This is a genomic window from Streptomyces umbrinus, assembly GCF_030817415.1.
Taxonomy (GTDB): domain Bacteria; phylum Actinomycetota; class Actinomycetes; order Streptomycetales; family Streptomycetaceae; genus Streptomyces; species Streptomyces umbrinus_A.
In genome coordinates this window covers 3,038,708-3,056,933 of the sequence record NZ_JAUSZI010000002.1, presented here as the reverse complement: position 1 = coordinate 3,056,933, position 18,226 = coordinate 3,038,708, and the positions used below count along the sequence as shown (strand labels likewise).

The following is an 18,226-nucleotide window of genomic DNA, read 5'->3' as shown; positions in this document are numbered from 1 at the left end:
GGTCCGCGGCCCGAGCGAGTACCTGCGGGCGGGCGCCTGTCACCCAGCGTGCACCGCTCCCCAGCGACCCCCGCATCCGGCGCGCACGGGGTCCTAGGGACCGTCCGCGCCCGGCGGACACGGCGTCCCAGGAACTGCCCGCACCCGGCGGGCACTGCGCCCCAAAGGTCGTCCGCGCCCGGCGGGCACCGCGTCCCAGACGCCGTCCGCGCCCGGCGGGCACCGCGTCTCAGGAACCGCCCGCACCCGGCGAGCACCGCACCCCAGACGCCGTCCGCGCCCGGCGGGCACCGCGTCCCAGGAACTGCCCGCACCCGGCGAGCACCGCACCCCAGACGCCGTCCGCGCCCGGCGGGCACCGCGTCTCAGGAACTGCCCGCACCCGGCGGGCACCGCACCCCAAAGGTCGTCCGTGCCCGGCGGACACCGCGTCTCAGGAACCGCCCGCACCCGGCGGGCTTCGCGCCCCACCGACCGCCCGCACCCAGGCGCCCCCGCCCCCAGCAACCGCCCACACCCGGCCGCCACCCACGCCCGCCTCAAGCCATCCGCCTCAACCCCCGTCCAAGAACAGCGAGTTCACTCCCCCCGTCGCTGCCCCGCAGCCAACCGCACGATGTCGACTCGCGACCGGATACCCAACTTCCGGTACACCCGGGTGAGCGTCGCCTCGACCGTCTTCACGCTGATGAACAGGCGGGCGGCGATCTCGCGATTCGTGGCGCCCTCCAGGACGAGCCCCGCGACCTGGCGTTCCGTGGAGGCCAGTCGGTCGAGGTGCGGCAGGAGGGACTCGGGGGCCATCGCGGAGGGGTCGGCGGGAGCGGGGGCGGTCGCGGAGGCCGTCTCCAACTGCCGTAGCCAGGGCACCGCCTTGCAGCGTCGGAACAGCCGCGTCGCCTCGTCGTAGGACACCCGCCCCGACTGCTCCGCCCGCAGCCGGGCCAGCGCGAGGGCGGCGCGGGCCTCCTCCAGCCCGTATCCGAGCTGTGCCAGACGGTCCTGTGCCGAGGTCAACTGCTGTGCGGCCGCCTCGTATTGACCTGCGGCGGCCTTCACCAGGGCCTCGGCCCGGTCCAGTACGGCGAGGACGCTCGCCCGCCGGAGCCGTACCGCGTGTTCACGGGTGGCGGTGATGACGTCCTGCGCCTCCGCCGGTTCGCCGACCAGGACGAGCGCTTCCGCGAGGTCGCCGTGCCAGCGGCCCCGCGCCGGGTCGAAGATGCCGAGCCCCTGCTCCAACTCCCGTGCCCTGCGCAGGGACTGGACCGTCCCGGCGGCGTCACCGGCGACGAGCTGGGCATGCCCGAGCGCGCCCAGCGCACGGGAGAGGTAGATCAGGTCGCCGTCGTCCTCGGCGCGGCGCACCGCGTCGCCGGCCAGTACGAGTGCCCGGTGTACGTCTCCGCCCGCGGCCTCGGCGAGCGAGGTGAACATGTTGCCCGCGGCCTCGCCGATCCCGGTGTCCCGGGCCAGCCGCAGGCTTTCGTGGGCGAGGTCCAGGGCGCGGGCGCAGTGTCCGGAGCGCAGTTCGGTCTCGGCGAGTCCGCGCAGGAAGTGCACCTCGCTCTCGACCATGCCGCGCCGCCGCACCTCGCCGAGGAGCCGGGTGATCGTCGTACGGGCGTCGGTGAGCTGGTCGCTCATGATCTGCCAGCGGAACCGGGTGGCACCCGCGCCGTTGTGGTCGCACGCCACCCGAAGGTCCTGCGGCTCGGCGAGGGCCTTCTCCAGGGTCGCCGGGGCCGCTGGGTGACCCATCAGGGTCTCCATCTGGGCCTGGAAGGACAGAGCCATCAGTTCGGTGCTCCGGTCACCGGCGACGGCGGCGAGCCGGGCCGCGTGTGCGGCCTCCTCGCGGCCCTTGCCCATCTCGCCCTCCACGAGCAGCGCCCGCCACGCCAGTTGGTAGCGGACGAGGGCGAGCAGTTGCGGGTCCTCGCCCGCGTCCGCGAGGGCCTGCGGAAACACGGCCTCGACGTCGGCCATCGCCTGCCCCGCCGAGTCGATCACCACCATCCAGGCCCGTACCCGGACCGCCGCGTCGGTCGCCCGGTCCAGGATGTCGCGGGCCACCTCGCGGGCGAGGTCGATCTCGCCCGAGGTCAGCGCGTCCTCGGCGGACTTCAAGCGCCGTTCGTCCGCGCCGGGCCCGCCGTCCGGCGGGGTGTGGCGGGCGGCGAGCAGCCCGAGCTGGGCCGCGACCGAGGGCGCGCCACGGTCCCGGGCCAGCGCCGCCGCCTCGGAGAGCCGCGCGGCGACCCGCTCGTCGGTGCCGGTGGTGGCCAGCGCGAGATGGCGGGCCCGCTCGATCGGGTCGGAGGCCACCGTGGACAGCGCGGCGTGGGCGGCCCGCCGCTCCTGGGGTGTCGCCTGTGCGTACAGCGCGGCCGAGACGAGCGGGTGCGCGAAACGGACCGCGCCCTCCTGTCCGTCCGGGCCCTGGGCGTCGGGACCCGGGGCCGCCACCAGACCGAGCGAGGCCGCGAGCGCGATCTCCGCCTCCGCGTTCGTACGGCCCGCGGACCCCAGCAGGGTCTGCGTGGGGCGGGCTCCCGCGCTCGCGACCAGCAGGGTCTGCCGGGCCTCGGTGGACAGCAGTTCCAGGCGGCTGAGGACGAGGGCACGCAGTGAGGTCGGCACCGGCAGCGGCTCGCCGGGGCGGGGCGGCGTCGGGCTCTCGGCCAGGGCGCGCGCGAGCTCCAGCGCGAACAGCGGGTTGCCGCCGCTGGTGTGGTGGATGTCCCGCAGCGTCGAGCGGCGCAGACCGGTGTAACCGCGGGTCACCAGCAGCTCGGACACCTGCGGCCGGGACAGCGGGGGCAGCCGCAGGGCCAGCGCCTCCGGCGGATACGCGCGTAGATACGGGTCGTGTTCTTGCTCCTTCGGTTCCGTGCCGGTACGCACCGCGCCGAGCATCCGCACCGGCATCCCACCGAGGCGGCGGGCCGCGAAACCGAGCAGCTCGGCGCTGGGCGCGTCCAGCCACTGCAGGTCGTCGGCGACGAGGAGGACGGGACCCTTGGCCGCCAGCGCGCGCAGCACCGACAGCACCGCGAGCCGCAGCGCGAGACCGTCCTGGTGCAGGGACGATTCGGCGCGGCCGGTGAGCGCCGCTTCGAGCGCGGCCTGCTGCGGGGCGGGCAGCGCGTCCGCGACCTCGTCGGCGACCAGACCGAGCAGATCGACCAGAGCGAGGAACGGGAGATGGGATTCGGACTCTGTCGCCGAACAGCGCAACACAGTTCGGGCTGATTCGGCATATTCCGCTGCCATTGCCCGCAGGACGGTCGACTTTCCTATTCCGGGCGGACCGTGCAAGAGAAGGCTGCCGCCTCGGGAGAGCTGCTCGCGTGCTCGTCTGAGTACCTCGTCCCGCCCGACGACCTGCTCGGAACGGGGTCTGACAGGCTCCTCGAAATCCCGTCGCACGCGCACCGCTCCCCTCAGTCGTGTTCGGCTCAATATTAAGCAAAGAGCCCTTGAATTTCGGAGGGTTGCGCCGTGAGGGAAATAACAGAGATCCGGTATACGGGATTTCAGCGTGCCCGTGCATGTATAGAGCGCCGGGGGAAGGTATGGACCTTCGGGGCGGCAGGCAAGGGCGGATCTCAGGGCAGCAGCCCCGCCCGCCGCGCCGCCACCGCCGCCTCCAGCCGGGTGTGCGCGCCCAGCTTGCGCATCGCCGAGCGCAGATAGGCCTTCACCGTCTCTGGACGCAGCCCGAGCCGGTCCCCGGCGGCCGCGTTGGTCGTACCGATCGACACACACGCAAGAACGTCCAGCTCACGAGGGGTGAGCCGGACCCGTCGGGCCGCCGGCACCGGGCCGGGCGAGGCGGTGAGGGTGGCGCAGACCGCCAGCAGCTCCGCCCGCAGCGCCGGGTCCACGACGCGCGGGGCCAGCGCGCGCAGCGCCCCGTGCGCCTCCCGGACCCGCTCCCACGCGGCGCCCTCGGTGCCGTCCGGCGTCACCTCCGGCTCGCGCGCCGCCGCCAGCAGGCCCTGCGTCTCGTCCCGTACGACGAGGGACTGCTCCACGTCGCGCGCCGCCTCCACCGCCGCGGACAGCGTCCGGTCGCCGAGGGGCTGGGCCGTACGCAGGGCGCCGTACAGGACACCGCGTACCCGGCGGCGTACGACGACCGGCACCGCGAGGATGGCCCGCAGGCCCTCCGCGGCGACCGCGGCGTCGTACTCGTGGCTGATCTGCCGCGAGGACGAGTAGTCCATGACGGCGCACGGCCGGGCGAGGGCGACCGCCTTGCCGCCGAGGCCGTTGCCCGACGACACCGCGAGCGCGCTGAGCGCCGCCGTCGCCGTACCGTTGAGCTCACTGATCCGCACCTGGTGGCGGCCCGGCTCGACCAGGCCGCCGAAGGCCACGGGCAGCCCCGTCGTCCGGCGCAGCCGCATCAGCGCACCGCGCAGCTCCACCGCTTCGGCAGCGCCAGTTGCCACGTGCTCGTCCCTTCACCGCAGCGCACCCCCGTTCGGGGGTGGTGAGACCCGCATCACGGATTACACGATGTGAGTGAGCCGCCCGGCAATGGTCCGGGGCCGAGGAGGACTGATGACTACGCCGCCGACGACGCCGACGGAGCACTTCCGCAGCGCGCGTGACTTCCTGCTGGAGCACCGCGAGGACTACGCCACGGCCTACGAGGGCTTCGTCTGGCCCCGCCCCGAGCACTTCAACTGGGCCCTCGACTGGTTCGACCACATCGCCCACGGCAACGCCAGGACCGCGCTGCACATCGTCGAGGAGAACGGCCGCGAGACCAAGCTGTCCTTCGGCGAGCTGTCCGTACGCTCCGACGAGGTCGCGGGCCGGCTGCGCGAGCTGGGCGTACGCGCCGGGGACCGCATCCTCGTCATGCTCGGCAACCAGGCCGAGCTGTGGGTGACGGCGCTCGCCGCGATGAAACTGCGCGCCGTGGTCATCCCGGCCACCCCGCTGCTCGGCCCCGCCGACCTGCGCGACCGCGTCGAACGGGGCCGGGTCCGGCACGTGATCGTGCGCGCCGAGGACACGAGCAAGTTCGACGAGGTGCCCGGCGGCTACACCCGCGTCGTGGTCGGCGGCGAGCACCCGGGCTGGCAGTCGTACGAGGACGTGTACGACCGTGCCTCGGACATCTTCAGGCCCGACGGCCCGACCCGGGCGGACGACCCGCTGATGCTCTACTTCACCTCGGGCACCACGGCCCGCCCCAAGCTCGTCGAGCACACCCACACGTCATACCCGATCGGCCATCTGGCGACCATGTACTGGATCGGCCTCAAGCCCGGTGACGTGCACCTGAACATCTCCTCACCCGGCTGGGCCAAGCACGCCTGGTCGAACCTCTTCGCCCCCTGGAACGCCGAGGCGACCGTCTTCCTCCACAACTACACGCGCTTCGACGCGACCCGCCTGATGGCCGAGATGGACCGCGCGGGAGTGACCACGTTCTGCGCCCCGCCCACCGTCTGGCGCATGCTCATCCAGGCCGACCTGACCCAGTTGCGTACGCCCCCGCGCGAGGCCGTCGCCGCGGGTGAGCCGCTGAATCCCGAGGTCATCGAGCAGGTGCGGCGCGCCTGGGGCGTCACGATCCGCGACGGCTTCGGGCAGACCGAGACGGCCGTGCAGGTGTCCAACAGCCCCGGCCAGCCGCTCAAGACGGGCTCCATGGGGCGGCCGAGCCCCGGCTTCAAGGTCGAACTCCTCGACCCGGTCACGGGCGCGCCCGGCGCCACGGAGGGCGAGATCGCCCTCGACCTGTCCGCCCGGCCCGTGGGTCTGATGACCGGCTACCACGGCGACCCCTACCGCACGGCCGAGGCGATGGCCGACGGCTACTACCGCACCGGCGACATCGGCTCGCGCGACGCCGAGGGCTACATCACGTACGTGGGCCGGAGCGACGACGTATTCAAGGCCAGCGACTACAAGATCAGCCCATTCGAGCTGGAGAGCGCGCTCCTGGAGCACGAGGCCGTCGCCGAGGCGGCCGTCGTGCCCGCCCCGGACGAACTGCGGCTCGCGGTCCCGAAGGCGTACGTCGTACTGGCGGAGGGCTGGGAACCGGGACCCGACACCGCGAAGGTCCTCTTCGAGCACTCGCGCACGGCCCTCGCCCCGTACAAGCGCATCCGCCGCCTGGAGTTCGGCGACCTGCCCAAGACGGTGTCCGGCAAGATCCGCCGGATCGAGCTGCGCGAGGCGACAGCCGCGGGGTCGGACGCCGAGTACCGCGAGGAGGACTTCCGGTGAGTGAGGTGAGTGACGTGGGCGAGATCGGTGACGTGAGTGAGACGGGCGAACTGTCGTACGCGCACGGGACGAGCGGGACACCACTGATCGGCGACACCATCGGCGCCAACCTGGACCGGGCCGTCGCGGCCTGGCCGGACCGCGAGGCGCTCGTCGACGTACTGTCCGGGCGGCGTTGGACGTACGCCCAATTCGCCGCGGACGTCGACGGGTTGGCCCGCGCGCTGCTCGCCGGCGGGGTCGCCAAGGGTGACCGGGTGGGCATCTGGGCGGTCAACTGCCCGGAGTGGGTGCTCGTTCAGTACGCCACCGCCCGCATCGGCGCGGTCATGGTGAACATCAACCCGGCCTACCGCACCCACGAGGTCGAGTACGTCCTCAAGCAGGCGGGCATCTCGGTCCTGTTCGCCTCGCTCAGCCACAAGACGAGCGACTACCGCGCCATGGTCGAGCAAGTGCGGGGAAAATGCCCGCAGTTGAGGGAGACCGTCTACATCGGCGACCCGAGCTGGGACGCGTTGATCGCCCGGGGCACGCCCGGCCAGGACGAGGAGTTCCGGACACGCCGGAGCGAGCTGTCCTGCGACGACCCGATCAACATCCAGTACACCTCGGGCACGACGGGATTCCCCAAGGGCGCGACCCTCTCCCACCACAACATTCTCAACAACGGTTATTTCGTGGGGGAGTTGATCGCCTACACCGAGCAGGACCGGATCTGCGTCCCGGTGCCCTTCTACCACTGCTTCGGCATGGTCATGGGCAACCTCGCCGCGACCTCGCACGGCGCGTGCATCGTCATCCCGGCCCCGTCCTTCGACCCGACGGCGACCCTGAGCGCGGTCCAGGACGAGCGCTGTACGTCCCTCTACGGCGTACCGACCATGTTCATCGCGGAGTTGGGCCTGGCGGACTTCGCCATGTACGACCTGTCCTCCCTGCGGACCGGCATCATGGCGGGCTCGCCCTGCCCGGTCGAAGTGATGAAACGGGTGGTCTCCGAGATGCACATGGCGGAGGTCTCCATCTGCTACGGCATGACCGAGACCTCGCCCGTGTCCCTCCAGACCCGCCGCGACGACGACCTGGAGCACCGCACCGGCACGGTCGGACGCGTCCTGCCGCACATCGAGGTCAAGGTCGTTGACCCGGCCACCGGCACGACCCTGCCGCGCGGCTCGGCGGGCGAGCTGTGCACCCGCGGCTACAGCGTGATGCTCGGCTACTGGGACGAGCCCGAGAAGACCGCAGAGGCCGTCGACGCCGGGCGGTGGATGCACACCGGGGACCTGGCCGTGATGCTCGACGACGGGTACGTGCAGATCGTCGGCCGGATCAAGGACATGATCATCCGGGGTGGCGAGAACATCTACCCGCGCGAGATCGAGGAGTTCCTGTACGCGCACCCGAAGATCGCCGACGTGCAGGTGGTGGGTGTTCCGCACGAACGGTACGGGGAGGAGGTGCTCGCCTGTGTCATTCCGCGGGATGCCGGTGATCCGCCGACGCTGGAGGAGGTGCGGGCGTTCTGCGAGGGGCGGTTGGCGCACTACAAGGTGCCCAGTCGGTTGCGGGTCATGGAGGCGTTCCCGATGACAGTGTCCGGGAAGGTGCGGAAGGTCGAGCTGCGGGAAGGGGGTGCTGGGGGTGCTTGATGGCTGCGGGCCGGTGGGGGCTTGTCGCGCCCACGCGGCGGAGCCGCAAATGTCACAGCCCCGCGCCCCTTTGGGGCGCTCAGGCCATAGCCCTGTACATGCACACCCGGGGCCAGCGGTCCAGGCCGTGGGCGGACTCTGTGGCTCGGATCTTGCGTAGGCCCGGGGTGAGTTCGGGGTCGGTCAGGGGGCGGAAGCCGATGCGCTCGTAGTAGGGCGCGTTCCAGGGGACCTCCGTGAAGGTGGTCAGCGTGAGACCGGTCAGGCCCTGGCCGCGTGCGCGGTCGGCGGCGTACGCGATCAGGGTCCGGCCCACGCCCCGGTGCGCGGCGTCCGGGTGGACGGAGACCTGCTCGATGTGGAAGGCGTCGTCCACGGGCTCGCCGATCAGGTACGCGACGGGGCGGCCGGCGTCGCCCTCGGCCTCGTCGCCCTCGGATTCCTCATCTTCGGCTTCGGCGATCCACGCGTGGCCCGCCTTCCGGAAGCGCTCCAGCAGTTCCAGCGCGGGCGGCTCGTCGTCGGCGATCTCCGTCATGCCCAGGGTGCGGAAGGGTTCGCCCGCGGCCCGCTCGATGTCCTGAAGCAGCGGGAGGTCGGCGGGAGTCGCCGGTCTGATGCGCATGACGTCAAGTATGTGGTCGTTTCCGGGAGTTGGACCACTCAGTCTCCCGTGGCTATCAGGTCGTCGGCGAGGCTGTTCACCGGCTGTGGGGTGCCGGTGAGATCCAGTACGAACAGGGGGATGCCGAGGGAGTCGGCGCAGACGCGGGCGTCCTCCTCGTAGCCGGCCAGCGAGAAGTAGACGCAGCCCGCCGACTCCGTCATCGCCGTCAGCCACAGGCACTCCACGTCCCGCAGGGAGGCCGGTCGTACGGTCGGGTCGACCTGGGCCAGAATCCCGCGGGCCGCCAGGCCTATCCCGGAGGGCGGCCGCTGGTCGGCCCGCCGGATGTCCCGGTACCCGAGCCAGCGCAGATACAGCGCGGCGGCGGTCACCGCGTCCCGGGCCGTGCGGATGACCACCGGCTGGAACGCGGGGCGGGGGGCCGGGGCGGTACGGGGGAGGGGGATGGCGGCGGCGGGGAGACGGCTGGCCCGGGGCTTCCGGGGCGGGGGGCCGGAGTGGTCTCGTGAGCTCCCGCACGGGCCCTCGTGCGAGCCTTCGTATGAGCTCGCGTGCGAGCCCTCATGGGGGCCGCCCTCGGGGCTCTCGCCGGTCTCCGCGCCCAAGGAGTGCGCTGCGTCGGGGCCCGAGGCTCCCGCGTCGTCGCCGGCTCCCGGCTCCGTCACCGGTATCCGTAACAGCACCCCGCAGGGGCACCCCAGCTCCGGCCGGGGCCAGTGGTCCGCCCGCCCGCAGGCCCCGCAGCGGATCGTCACCCAGCCCTCGTCCCAGGTGTGGTGCGTGACGGGCTCCGGGAGCGCGCTCCGGTCGAGGACGGGCGTGACAGGCGCGCCGCACACGCACGGGTACGACGGCGCCGCGTAGACATGCTCGCGCTGACAGGCCGGACACCTCACCGGCACGTTCTCGGACATGACCCTCTCCAGAACACCGTGACACCACAACGCCGCATCGGGGCAGCGCCTCCATCGTCCTCCGGAACCCCTTCCTCCGGCAGCGAAACGATCCGACGTCCCGTGATTCCCCCGCCCGCCGGCCGCCCTCCGACCCTTGACGCCTTCTGGCCGTCCACATACATTGCTTCCAGATAGTAGAAGTTAGTTTCCGTAATACGGAATTTGAAGCTCTCCGCGGGGCGCGACGGGAGCCCGAATCCGACGGCCGAAGCAGGAGTACGCAATGGCACGTATGACCGCTGCCCGCGCGGCAGTTGAGATCCTCAAGCGTGAGGGCGTCACCAGCGCGTTCGGTGTCCCGGGCGCGGCGATCAACCCCTTCTACGCGGCGCTCGAGGCCTCCGGCGGAATCAGTCACACCCTCGCCCGCCATGTCGAGGGCGCCTCCCACATGGCGGAGGGCTACACCCGCACCGCACCCGGCAACATCGGTGTCTGCATCGGTACGTCGGGGCCCGCGGGCACCGACATGATCACCGGTCTGTACTCCGCGACCGGCGACTCCATCCCGATCCTGTGCATCACGGGCCAGGCCCCGACCGCCGTGATCCACAAGGAGGACTTCCAGGCCGTCGACATCGCCTCGATCGCCAAGCCGGTCGCCAAGATGGCGGTCACCGTGCTGGAGGCCGCGCAGGTCCCGGGTGTCTTCCAGCAGGCCTTCCACCTGATGCGCTCGGCCCGCCCGGGCCCGGTCCTCATCGACCTCCCGATCGACGTCCAGCTGACGGAGATCGAGTTCGACCCCGAGACGTACGAGCCGCTGCCGGTCTACAAGCCGGCGGCGACCCGTGCTCAGGTCGAGAAGGCGATCACGCTCCTGAACGAGTCGGAGCGCCCGCTGATCGTCGCCGGCGGCGGCATCATCAACGCCGACGCCTCCGAACTCCTCGTGGAGTTCGCCGAGTTGACCGGTACGCCAGTCGTCCCCACCCTCATGGGCTGGGGCATCCTGCCCGACGACCACGAGCTGAACGCCGGCATGGTCGGCCTGCAGACCTCGCACCGCTACGGCAACGCGACCTTCCTGGAGTCCGACTTCGTCCTCGGCATCGGCAACCGCTGGGCCAACCGCCACACCGGCAAGCTGGACGTCTACACCGCGGGCCGGAAGTTCGTGCACGTCGACATCGAGCCCACCCAGATCGGCAAGATCTTCGCCCCGGACTACGGGATCGCCTCCGACGCGAAGGCCGCCCTCGATCTGTTCGTCGAGGTGGCGCGGGAGTTGAAGGCCGCGGGCAGGCTGCCGGACCGCTCCGCGTGGGCCCAGGCCGCGCAGGACAAGAAGGCGACCCTCCAGCGTCGTACGCACTTCGACGACATCCCCATCAAGCCGCAGCGCGTCTACGAGGAGATGAACAAGGCCTTCGGCCCCGAGACCCGGTACGTCACCACGATCGGCCTCTCGCAGATCGCCGGCGCCCAGATGCTGCACGTCTACCGGCCGCGGCACTGGATCAACTGCGGTCAGGCGGGCCCCCTCGGCTGGACCGTCCCGGCCGCGCTGGGTGTCGCCAAGGCCGACCCGGAGGCGCAGGTGGTCGCGCTCTCCGGCGACTACGACTTCCAGTTCATGATCGAGGAGCTGGCGGTCGGGGCCCAGCACCGGATCCCGTACGTCCATGTGCTGGTGAACAACTCCTACCTGGGCCTGATCCGTCAGGCGCAGCGGGCGTTCGACATCGACTTCCAGGTCAACCTGGAGTTCGAGAACCTCAACTCGCCCGAGCTGGGCGTCTACGGCGTCGACCACGTCAAGGTCGTCGAGGGCCTCGGCTGCAAGGCGATCCGCGTCACCGACCCGAGCGAGCTGGGCGCCGCCCTCGAACAGGCGAAGAAGCTTGCCGTCGAGTTCCGGGTCCCTGTTGTCGTCGAGGCGATCCTGGAGCGTGTCACCAACATCTCGATGTCCACGACCAACGACATCAGCAACGTCGTGGAGTTCGAGGAGATCGCGACCGAGCCGGGCCACGCGCCCACGTCCATCAAGACCTTGAAGGTCTAGCCCCTGAGAGAGAGCCAGCTCAAGGGGAAAGGAAAACCGAGGCCCCCGTCCTGATGATCCAGGACGGGGGCCTCTCGGCGTGTTCAGTTCGAGCGGCCCCCGCCGCCACCCGAACGGAATCCGCCGCCCCCGTGCTTCCCCCCGTCTCCGGACGCCCCCGACGTCCGAAGTACCGTGCCGGACCGGCCGTACCGGGTGACGCCCCGGAGCGGCTTCAACGCGCACTTCTCTCGCCCACGCGTTGTCATCAAGCTGCTCATACGTCTCACCTCCGTCTCCGGCCAAGCCCGCTGTTCTCCGTGTGGGGCCCGCCGCCCCCGTGCCGGCGGGCCCCACGTGCTGAGAATGTGCCCTGAAGCACAGTGAGTTGAAGCCCCCGGAGGCATATTCAGAGCTTGATTTGAGGGTTCCGTAGCCGATGTACGCACACAGACGTACGTACGGGCGTCACTCGGCCCCGTGGTGCTCCGACAGGCCCGGCCAGTCGTCGGGGCCGCCGCCCTGCCAGTCGATGATGTCGCTCTCCTCCACCTCGATCTCGTCCAGGTCCGCGAGGCGCAGGATCTCGACGACGTCGTCGAGGTGGTAGGCGATGCCGAGGGTCTCGCTGCCCGCGGTGACCCGGCGCGAGCCGTCCAGCGCCGGAGGGTGCACGACGATGCTGGGAAGGTCCATGCATCCAGGCTCCTGCGCGGCCGGGGAATCCGCACCCCGAAGGGGCCGGGCATTTGCGCGGACGGCGAAGAGCGCCGGGTACGGGACCGTCCGTACCCGGCGCTCTTCGCCGTGTCTATCAAGTTGTCGATCAAAGTGTCGTCCGGGACCGCGGCGGCCGTGACGGGCCGGGGCCGTCCTTCCCTCTGGTCGGGAAGGGGGCTCCGGGACCTTCACCACCGCACTGGCTCACGTACCGCCGCGGTCCTCGGCCGGCCCGCTCCGCCCGTCGACAACCCCTCATCCGGGTCCACGGGCTTCGCGGGCGACGCGCCTGGGGTCCGACCTCCCGTCAGACCCGGGGCGCAGCTTGGGAGTTGAGAGGGTCAGTCCTCGCGCAGGGCGTGGACCGCCTCCTCCACGCGCCTGCCGTACTCGGGGTCGGCGGCGTGGAAGTGGGCGAGGTTCTTCTCGATCACGTCGTCGCGGGAGACCTGGGAGAGGCCGCCGGCGATGTTGGCGACCAGCCGGGACTTCTCCTCCTCCGACATCAGGCGGTACAGCTCGCCCGCCTGGAAGAAGTGGTCGTCCTTGGTGTGGAGCGAGGTCTCGTACGTGCCGGTGTGGCCGTTCACCGTGAGCGGCGCCGACAGGGGGCGGCCGGTCTCCGCCGGGCCGCCGTACGAGTTCGGCTCGTAGTTCTTCGCCGCGCGGCCCTGGGAGTTGGCGGCCATCAGACCGTCCCGGCCGTAGTTGCTCGCCGCCGTCGCCCTGGGGGCGTTGACCGCCAGCAGGGTGTGGTTGACGCCCAGCCGGTAGCGGTGCGCGTCCGCGTAGGCGAACAGGCGGCCCTGGAGCATCCTGTCCGGCGAAGGACCGATGCCGGGAACGAAGTTGTTCGGGGAGAACGCGGCCTGCTCGACCTCCGCGAACACGTTGTCCGGGTTGCGGTCGAGGACCAGCCGGCCCACCCGCTGGAGCGGATGGTCCTCGTGCGGCCAGACCTTCGTCAGGTCGAACGGGTTGAAGCGGTAACCGTCCGCCTCGGCCGCCGGCATGACCTGGACGTACAGCGTCCACGACGGGCGCACTCCGCGCTCGATGGCCTGGAGCAGGTCCGTCTGGTGCGAGTTGGGGTCCTTGCCCGCGATCTCGGCGGCCTGCTCGGAGGACAGACTGCGGATGCCCTGGTTCGTCTTGAAGTGGTACTTGACGAAGAAGGCCTCGCCCTCGGCGTTCGTCCACTGGTAGGTGTGCGAGCCGTAGCCGTTCATGTGGCGGTACGAGGCCGGGATGCCGCGGTCGCCCATCAGCCAGGTGATCTGGTGCGTGGCCTCGGGGGCGTGCGCCCAGAAGTCCCAGACGTTGTCCGGTTCCTGCCTGCCCGTGAACGGGTCGCGCTTCTGGGAGTGGATGAAGTCCGGGAACTTGATCGGGTCCTTGATGAAGAACACCGGGGTGTTGTTCCCGACGAGGTCGTAATTCCCCTGCTCCGTATAGAACTTGACCGCGAAGCCACGCGGGTCGCGCACCGCGTCCGCGCCGCCCAGGTTGTCCGCCACCGTCGAGAAGCGCAGGAAGACCTCGGTGCGCCTGCCGACCGTGCTCAGGAAGTCCGCGTGCGTGAAGCCGGTGACGTCGTCGGTCACCTCGAAGTGGCCGTACGCGCCCGAGCCGCGGGCATGCACCACGCGCTCCGGAATGCGCTCGCGGTTGAACCGGGCGAGCTTCTCAAGGAGGTGCTGGTCCTGGAGGAGGAGCGGGCCGCCGGCGCCGGCGGAGGCGGAGTTCTGGTTGTCGGCGACCGGGGCGCCGGACTCTGTCGTGAGCACGCGCTTCGACATCGTGACCTTCCGTACGAGGGGCAGCGGAATTCTTCGGAAGTTGTTTTCCGCTTTGCGGAGCCTAGGTTTGGGGCGATCCGGACGTCAACAGTTTGTTGAAGTTAGCCGGTAGGGGGATGGGTGATGGGTTCCGGGCGGCGCCACCGCTTGGGCGCGACAGGACAGGTGTCAGCGGTGGTGCCGCCCGGAGGTCTTTGTGGGGCCGGAGGACCGTCAGATCTGTGCGCCGGAGAGGCGCTCGACCGCGCGCAGCAGCGCGGAGTGGTCCAGTCCGCCGTCGCCCTGGGTCCGCAGCGAGGCGACGAGCTGGGCGACCACGGCACCGACGGGCAGCGCGGCACCGACGTTGCGGGCGGCGTCCGTGACGATGCCCATGTCCTTGTGGTGCAGGTCGATACGGAAGCCCGGCTTGAAGTCGCGGTTCAGGAAGTTGTCCTTCTTGCGCGTCAGGACGGTCGAGCCCGCGAGGCCGCCGTTCAGGACGTCGAGGGCCGCCTTCAGGTCGACGCCCGACTTCTCCAGGAAGACCACGGCCTCGGCGCACGCCTGGATGTTCACGGCGACGATCAGCTGGTTCGCGGCCTTCACGGTCTGACCGGAGCCGTGCGGACCGCACAGCACGATCGTCCTGCCCAGCGCCTCGAAGACCGGCTCGGCCTGGTCGAAGTCGGTCTGCTCGCCGCCGACCATGATGGACAGCACGGCCTCGACGGCCCCGGCCTCACCACCGGACACCGGCGCGTCCAGGACCCGTACGCCCTTGTCCTTCGCGGCCTTCGCCAGGTCCACGGAGGTCTGCGGGGTGATGGAGGACATGTCGATCAGGAGCGCGCCGGACCGCGCGTTCTCCAGGATGCCGTCGGGCCCGTACGCGATGGCCTCGACCTGCGGGGAGGCGGGCACCATCGTGATCACCACGTCGGCGTCCCGAACGGCCTCGGCGATCGAGCCGGCCGCGGTGCCGCCGGCGGCGGTCAGCCGGTCCAGCTTGTCCTGCTCCAGGGTGAACCCGGTGACGTCGTAACCGGCCTTGATCAGGTTCTCGGACATGGGGGAGCCCATGATGCCGAGACCGACCCAGGCGACCTTGGGGAGTGTGCTGCTCATGAGGGTGCCTCTCTGGAAACTTTCGTACGTCGATGAGTTGGCGCTCAGCGCGCCGCGCGGGCCTCGGCGGGCAGCCACTCGAAGGCCTCGGCACTGGGGCGGTCGCCCGGCTTGTACTCCAGGCCGACCCAGCCCTCGTAACCCTGCTTGCGGAGCCGGCCGAGCAGCTCCTCCAGGGGGAGTGAGCCGGTGCCGGGGGCGCCGCGGCCCGGGTTGTCGGCGATCTGGACGTGGCCGGTCTTCGCCGCGTACCTGTCGATCACCGACGGCAGGTTCTCGCCGTTCATGGACAGGTGGTAGAGGTCCATCAGGAACTTGGCGTTGCCGAGCCCGGTCGCCTCGTTGACCTTGTCGACGACCGCGATCCCGGCCGGGGCGGTCACCAGCGGATAGAGCGGCGACTCCGGCTTGTTGAGGGTCTCGATCAGCAGGGCCGCGCCGATACGGTCGGCCGCGCGGGCCGCCAGTACCAGGTTCTCCAGGGCGAGTTCGTCCTGCACGGCCGGGTCCACGCCCTCGACGCGGTTGCCGTACAGCGCGTTGAGCGCCCCGCAGCCCAGTGACTGCGCGAAGTCCGCGGCCACATCGACGTTCGCGCGGAACCGCTCGGACTCCTCGCCGGGGATCGACAGCGCGCCCCGGTCCGGGCCCGGCAGCTGCCCGGCGTAGAAGTTCAGCCCCGTGAGCTGTACGCCCGCGTCCTCGATCGCCTTCTTCAGGGCGTCGAGCTCGGCGCGCTCGGGGGTGGGGGAGTCGACCCAGGGCCACCACAGCTCGACCGCGGTGAAGTCCGCCGCGGCGGCGGCCGCGGGGCGCTCCAGAAGCGGGAGCTCCGTGAAGAGGATCGACAGGTTGACGTTGAAGCGCTGCTCAGCGGCTGCATCCATCGAGAAACCGGGCATGTGGGTCGGCGCTCCCTTCCGTGTCGGGTAGTTCCGTATTGCGGAAGTTAGTTTCTGCTTGATGGAAAGGCTGCCCGCGTCGGGGAACCTTGTCAAGAGGGGTTGCCCGGAAAAGCCGCCGGGGTGCGGGAGGCTCCGGGTGGATTCGCCCGAGTGGCACCGCCGCCGTTCGATCGGGTGTTCCTCACGGGTGGCGTGCGTGTCGGCTAGGGTCGCTTGCGCGCCCGACAGCCCCCGCGTCACGTGGGCCGGGGGAACGAGCAGGTCGGAGCCGATGCCATGGGGGCACAGTGCGATTGAGAGTGGAGTTCACGACCGAGCCCTTCGACCTCGACGAGGCACCGCGGCACGCGCTGGTCGCCCGCGAGGTCATCGAGGCGGCCGAACTGGACGCCGTGGACGTCGGCCCGTTCGGCAACACCGCGGAGGGCGGCGCGGACTCGGTGCTCACCGCGGTCGACGCGCTGCTGCGCCAGGCCCTCGAGGCCGGCGCCACCCGCGTCTCGCTCCAGGTCAACGTGATCGGAGAGGGGGGCGAGTGACCGGTATCGGGGACGACCCCTTCGTCACGGCCGTGAAGCCACTGGTCGACGCCATGGGCGGCGAGATGCTCCCGCCCGGCCAGGCCGGACCCGACGACGTCGTGCTCTCCTGGGAGGGTGCCGACGTCGTCGCCGTACGGCTGCCGCAGCTCGCCGACTCGCTGGACCACATCCTGGCCGCCCTGGAGCGCAAGCGCGGCAAGCCCCTGGCCGAGCTGGACCGCAAGGCCAAGCAGGAGGTCGTACGGATACTCGAGGCGCGCGGCGCCTTCTCCGTGCGGCACGGCGTGGAGACCGTCGCGGGCGCGCTCGGCGTCAGCCGGTTCACCGTCTACAACTACCTGAACCGCGAGAAGGACGCCTGAGCAGAGGATGGGTATGGGTGCCTGGTCGCCGCCGGCGAGCGCCTGACCCGGTGCCTGGCCCGTCGTCGACCGGCGCCCGATCCGCCGACGATGGACGCCTGGCCCGTCGTCGACCGGCGCTCGACCCGCTGCCGACCGGCGCCCGACCCGTCATCCGCCGACGATAGGTCGCAGTCAGGCCTCTGGCCAGGCGTGACGCGGCTCCGGGTGGGCGGCTCGCGGGCGCCCGTGAGCCGCCGCCGTCCGGCATGCGGGCGGCAGTTTCCGCTTCCCGGTATTTGTTACCCGGATTTTTCAACAAAGTGTTGACGTGATGTTTCCGAGGGCGTTAGCTAATCCGCAGCCCGTCCAGCACAAGGCCACGGAGGCTTCCCGTGACTTCGAGTACGACATCCGGCGGCCTCGCCCGTTTCAACGCACTGGAGGAGCACGCCGCCTACGCCGCCCTCCACGAGGTCTGCGCCTCGGCGGCCTGGGCGAACCGGCTGCTCGCCCGCCGCCCCTACACCACCACCGACGAACTCTTCGCGGAGAGCGACGCCGCCACGGCCGGCCTGATCGACGCGGACCTCGACGAGGCGATGGCGGGTCACCCGCCGATCGGACGCCCGAAGCCCGGAGACCCGACCTCCTCGCGTGAACAGCGCGGCATGGCCGGCGCCTCCGATGAGCTGAAGGCGGAGATGCTCGAACTGAACCTGGCCTACCAGGAGAAGTTCGGCCATGTCTTCCTGATCTGCGCGACCGGCCGCACCGGCGAGCAGATGCGCGACGCGGTCAGGGAGCGGATCGGCAACGCACCTGCGCGGGAGCGCGAGATCGTGCGCGTCGAACTGGGAAAGATCAACCGCATCCGGCTCGCCCGACTCGTCGAAGAGGACGCACCCGCATGAGCACCGAGACCACCGCTTCCGTGTCCACGCACATCCTGGACACCAGCGTCGGCCGCCCCGCCGAGGGTGTCGCCGTCAGCCTCGCGGCCCGCAGCGGCCGGTCCGCCCATTACGGGCAAGGGGGTGACTGGCAGGCACTCGGCGGTTCCGCGACCGACGCGGACGGCCGGTGCAAGGACCTGCCGGCGCTGCCGGAGGGCACCACACACGTACGGCTCGACTTCGCGGTCGAGGCGTATTTCGAGAAGAAGCAAGCCGATGCGCAGCAGGACGCCCCCGCGAACCGGGACAGCGGCAGCGTAGGAGCGTTCTTCCCGGAGGTGGCGATCACGTTCGCCGTCGTGCCGGGCGAACACTTCCACGTACCGCTGCTGCTCAACCCGTTCGGCTACTCCGTTTACCGAGGGAGCTAGC

15 protein-coding genes are annotated in these 18,226 nt (G+C 70.9%); 7 read left to right on the top strand and 8 right to left on the bottom strand.

Going from position 1 to position 18,226, the window contains the following annotated elements:
• Nucleotides 1-579 precede the first annotated feature (579 nt).
• Nucleotides 580-3,432: a helix-turn-helix transcriptional regulator gene (locus QF035_RS13505; protein ID WP_307520477.1), complete on the bottom strand. Its 2,853-nt coding sequence runs from the start codon at nt 3,430-3,432 to the stop codon at nt 580-582.
• Nucleotides 3,433-3,611: 179 nt separating this feature from the next.
• Nucleotides 3,612-4,415 (bottom strand): response regulator transcription factor, encoded by an 804-nt coding sequence (locus QF035_RS13500; RefSeq protein WP_373466948.1) that lies wholly within the window; start codon nt 4,413-4,415, stop codon nt 3,612-3,614.
• A gap of 157 nt (nt 4,416-4,572) precedes the next feature.
• Between QF035_RS13500 and QF035_RS13495 the strand changes: the two genes are divergently transcribed.
• Nucleotides 4,573-6,258, top strand: a complete 1,686-nt coding sequence (locus tag QF035_RS13495) for an AMP-binding protein (RefSeq protein WP_307520475.1) — start codon at nt 4,573-4,575, stop codon at nt 6,256-6,258.
• Entirely contained in the window at nt 6,255-7,913 is a 1,659-nt protein-coding gene (locus QF035_RS13490) for an AMP-binding protein (protein ID WP_307520474.1), read from the top strand. The genes QF035_RS13495 and QF035_RS13490 overlap by 4 nt, the downstream gene beginning before the upstream one ends.
• A 79-nt stretch (nt 7,914-7,992) precedes the next feature.
• Here QF035_RS13490 and QF035_RS13485 read toward each other — a convergent pair whose 3' ends face one another.
• Together QF035_RS13485 and QF035_RS13480 are read right to left on the bottom strand one after the other, a co-directional pair.
• Entirely contained in the window at nt 7,993-8,538 is a 546-nt protein-coding gene (locus QF035_RS13485; RefSeq protein ID WP_307520473.1) for a GNAT family N-acetyltransferase, read from the bottom strand.
• Nucleotides 8,539-8,576: 38 nt separating this feature from the next.
• Complete coding sequence (locus tag QF035_RS13480; protein WP_307520471.1) at nt 8,577-9,455, bottom strand: hypothetical protein; 879 nt, start codon at nt 9,453-9,455, stop codon at nt 8,577-8,579.
• A 265-nt stretch (nt 9,456-9,720) separates the two neighbouring features.
• On the opposite strand from QF035_RS13480, the gene gcl reads away from it, so the two are divergent.
• Nucleotides 9,721-11,505: a glyoxylate carboligase gene (gene gcl, locus QF035_RS13475; RefSeq protein ID WP_307520469.1), complete on the top strand. Its 1,785-nt coding sequence runs from the start codon at nt 9,721-9,723 to the stop codon at nt 11,503-11,505.
• Between the two features lie 447 nt (nt 11,506-11,952).
• Here the strand turns inward: gcl and QF035_RS13470 are convergent, their stop codons facing one another.
• The 4 genes from QF035_RS13470 to QF035_RS13455 all read right to left on the bottom strand — a co-directional run bounded on the left by QF035_RS13470 (nt 11,953) and on the right by QF035_RS13455 (nt 16,012).
• The gene (locus tag QF035_RS13470; protein WP_307520468.1) at nt 11,953-12,180 is read right to left on the bottom strand and encodes a hypothetical protein; all 228 of its coding nucleotides are present in this window, start codon (nt 12,178-12,180) and stop codon (nt 11,953-11,955) included.
• Between the two features lie 365 nt (nt 12,181-12,545).
• Nucleotides 12,546-14,003 (bottom strand): catalase, encoded by a 1,458-nt coding sequence (locus tag QF035_RS13465; RefSeq protein WP_307520466.1) that lies wholly within the window; start codon nt 14,001-14,003, stop codon nt 12,546-12,548.
• Nucleotides 14,004-14,216: 213 nt separating this feature from the next.
• Nucleotides 14,217-15,110, bottom strand: a complete 894-nt coding sequence (locus QF035_RS13460) for a 2-hydroxy-3-oxopropionate reductase (RefSeq protein ID WP_307520464.1) — start codon at nt 15,108-15,110, stop codon at nt 14,217-14,219.
• Between the two features lie 44 nt (nt 15,111-15,154).
• The gene (locus QF035_RS13455) at nt 15,155-16,012 is read right to left on the bottom strand and encodes a TIM barrel protein (protein ID WP_307520462.1); all 858 of its coding nucleotides are present in this window, start codon (nt 16,010-16,012) and stop codon (nt 15,155-15,157) included.
• Nucleotides 16,013-16,302: 290 nt separating this feature from the next.
• Between QF035_RS13455 and QF035_RS13450 the strand changes: the two genes are divergently transcribed.
• The 4 genes from QF035_RS13450 to uraH all read left to right on the top strand — a co-directional run bounded on the left by QF035_RS13450 (nt 16,303) and on the right by uraH (nt 18,225).
• Entirely contained in the window at nt 16,303-16,554 is a 252-nt protein-coding gene (locus QF035_RS13450) for a hypothetical protein (RefSeq protein ID WP_143641959.1), read from the top strand.
• Entirely contained in the window at nt 16,551-16,919 is a 369-nt protein-coding gene (locus tag QF035_RS13445) for a helix-turn-helix domain-containing protein (RefSeq protein ID WP_143641961.1), read from the top strand. Before QF035_RS13450 ends, QF035_RS13445 begins: the two co-directional genes overlap by 4 nt.
• 374 nt (nt 16,920-17,293) lie before the next feature.
• Nucleotides 17,294-17,812, top strand: coding sequence for a 2-oxo-4-hydroxy-4-carboxy-5-ureidoimidazoline decarboxylase (gene uraD, locus QF035_RS13440; RefSeq protein ID WP_307520461.1), 519 nt, complete (start codon nt 17,294-17,296; stop codon nt 17,810-17,812).
• Nucleotides 17,809-18,225, top strand: coding sequence for a hydroxyisourate hydrolase (gene uraH, locus QF035_RS13435; RefSeq protein WP_307520460.1), 417 nt, complete (start codon nt 17,809-17,811; stop codon nt 18,223-18,225). Before uraD ends, uraH begins: the two co-directional genes overlap by 4 nt.
• The last annotated feature ends 1 nt before the right edge of the window (nt 18,226 follow it).

Excerpts from the sequence above, each read along its gene's own strand:
- QF035_RS13455 (WP_307520462.1), bottom strand. The coding sequence starts at position 16,012 with ATGCCCGGTTTCTCGATGGATGCAGCCGCTGAGCAGCGCTTCAACGTC.
- QF035_RS13470 (WP_307520468.1), bottom strand. The coding sequence starts at position 12,180 with ATGGACCTTCCCAGCATCGTCGTGCACCCTCCGGCGCTGGACGGCTCG.
- QF035_RS13460 (WP_307520464.1), bottom strand. The coding sequence starts at position 15,110 with ATGAGCAGCACACTCCCCAAGGTCGCCTGGGTCGGTCTCGGCATCATG.
- gcl (WP_307520469.1), top strand. The coding sequence starts at position 9,721 with ATGGCACGTATGACCGCTGCCCGCGCGGCAGTTGAGATCCTCAAGCGT.
- uraH (WP_307520460.1), top strand. The coding sequence starts at position 17,809 with ATGAGCACCGAGACCACCGCTTCCGTGTCCACGCACATCCTGGACACC.
- QF035_RS13465 (WP_307520466.1), bottom strand. The coding sequence starts at position 14,003 with ATGTCGAAGCGCGTGCTCACGACAGAGTCCGGCGCCCCGGTCGCCGAC.
- QF035_RS13485 (WP_307520473.1), bottom strand. The coding sequence starts at position 8,538 with ATGCGCATCAGACCGGCGACTCCCGCCGACCTCCCGCTGCTTCAGGAC.
- QF035_RS13500 (WP_373466948.1), bottom strand. The coding sequence starts at position 4,415 with ATGCGGCTGCGCCGGACGACGGGGCTGCCCGTGGCCTTCGGCGGCCTG.
- QF035_RS13480 (WP_307520471.1), bottom strand. The coding sequence starts at position 9,455 with ATGTCCGAGAACGTGCCGGTGAGGTGTCCGGCCTGTCAGCGCGAGCAT.
- QF035_RS13495 (WP_307520475.1), top strand. The coding sequence starts at position 4,573 with ATGACTACGCCGCCGACGACGCCGACGGAGCACTTCCGCAGCGCGCGT.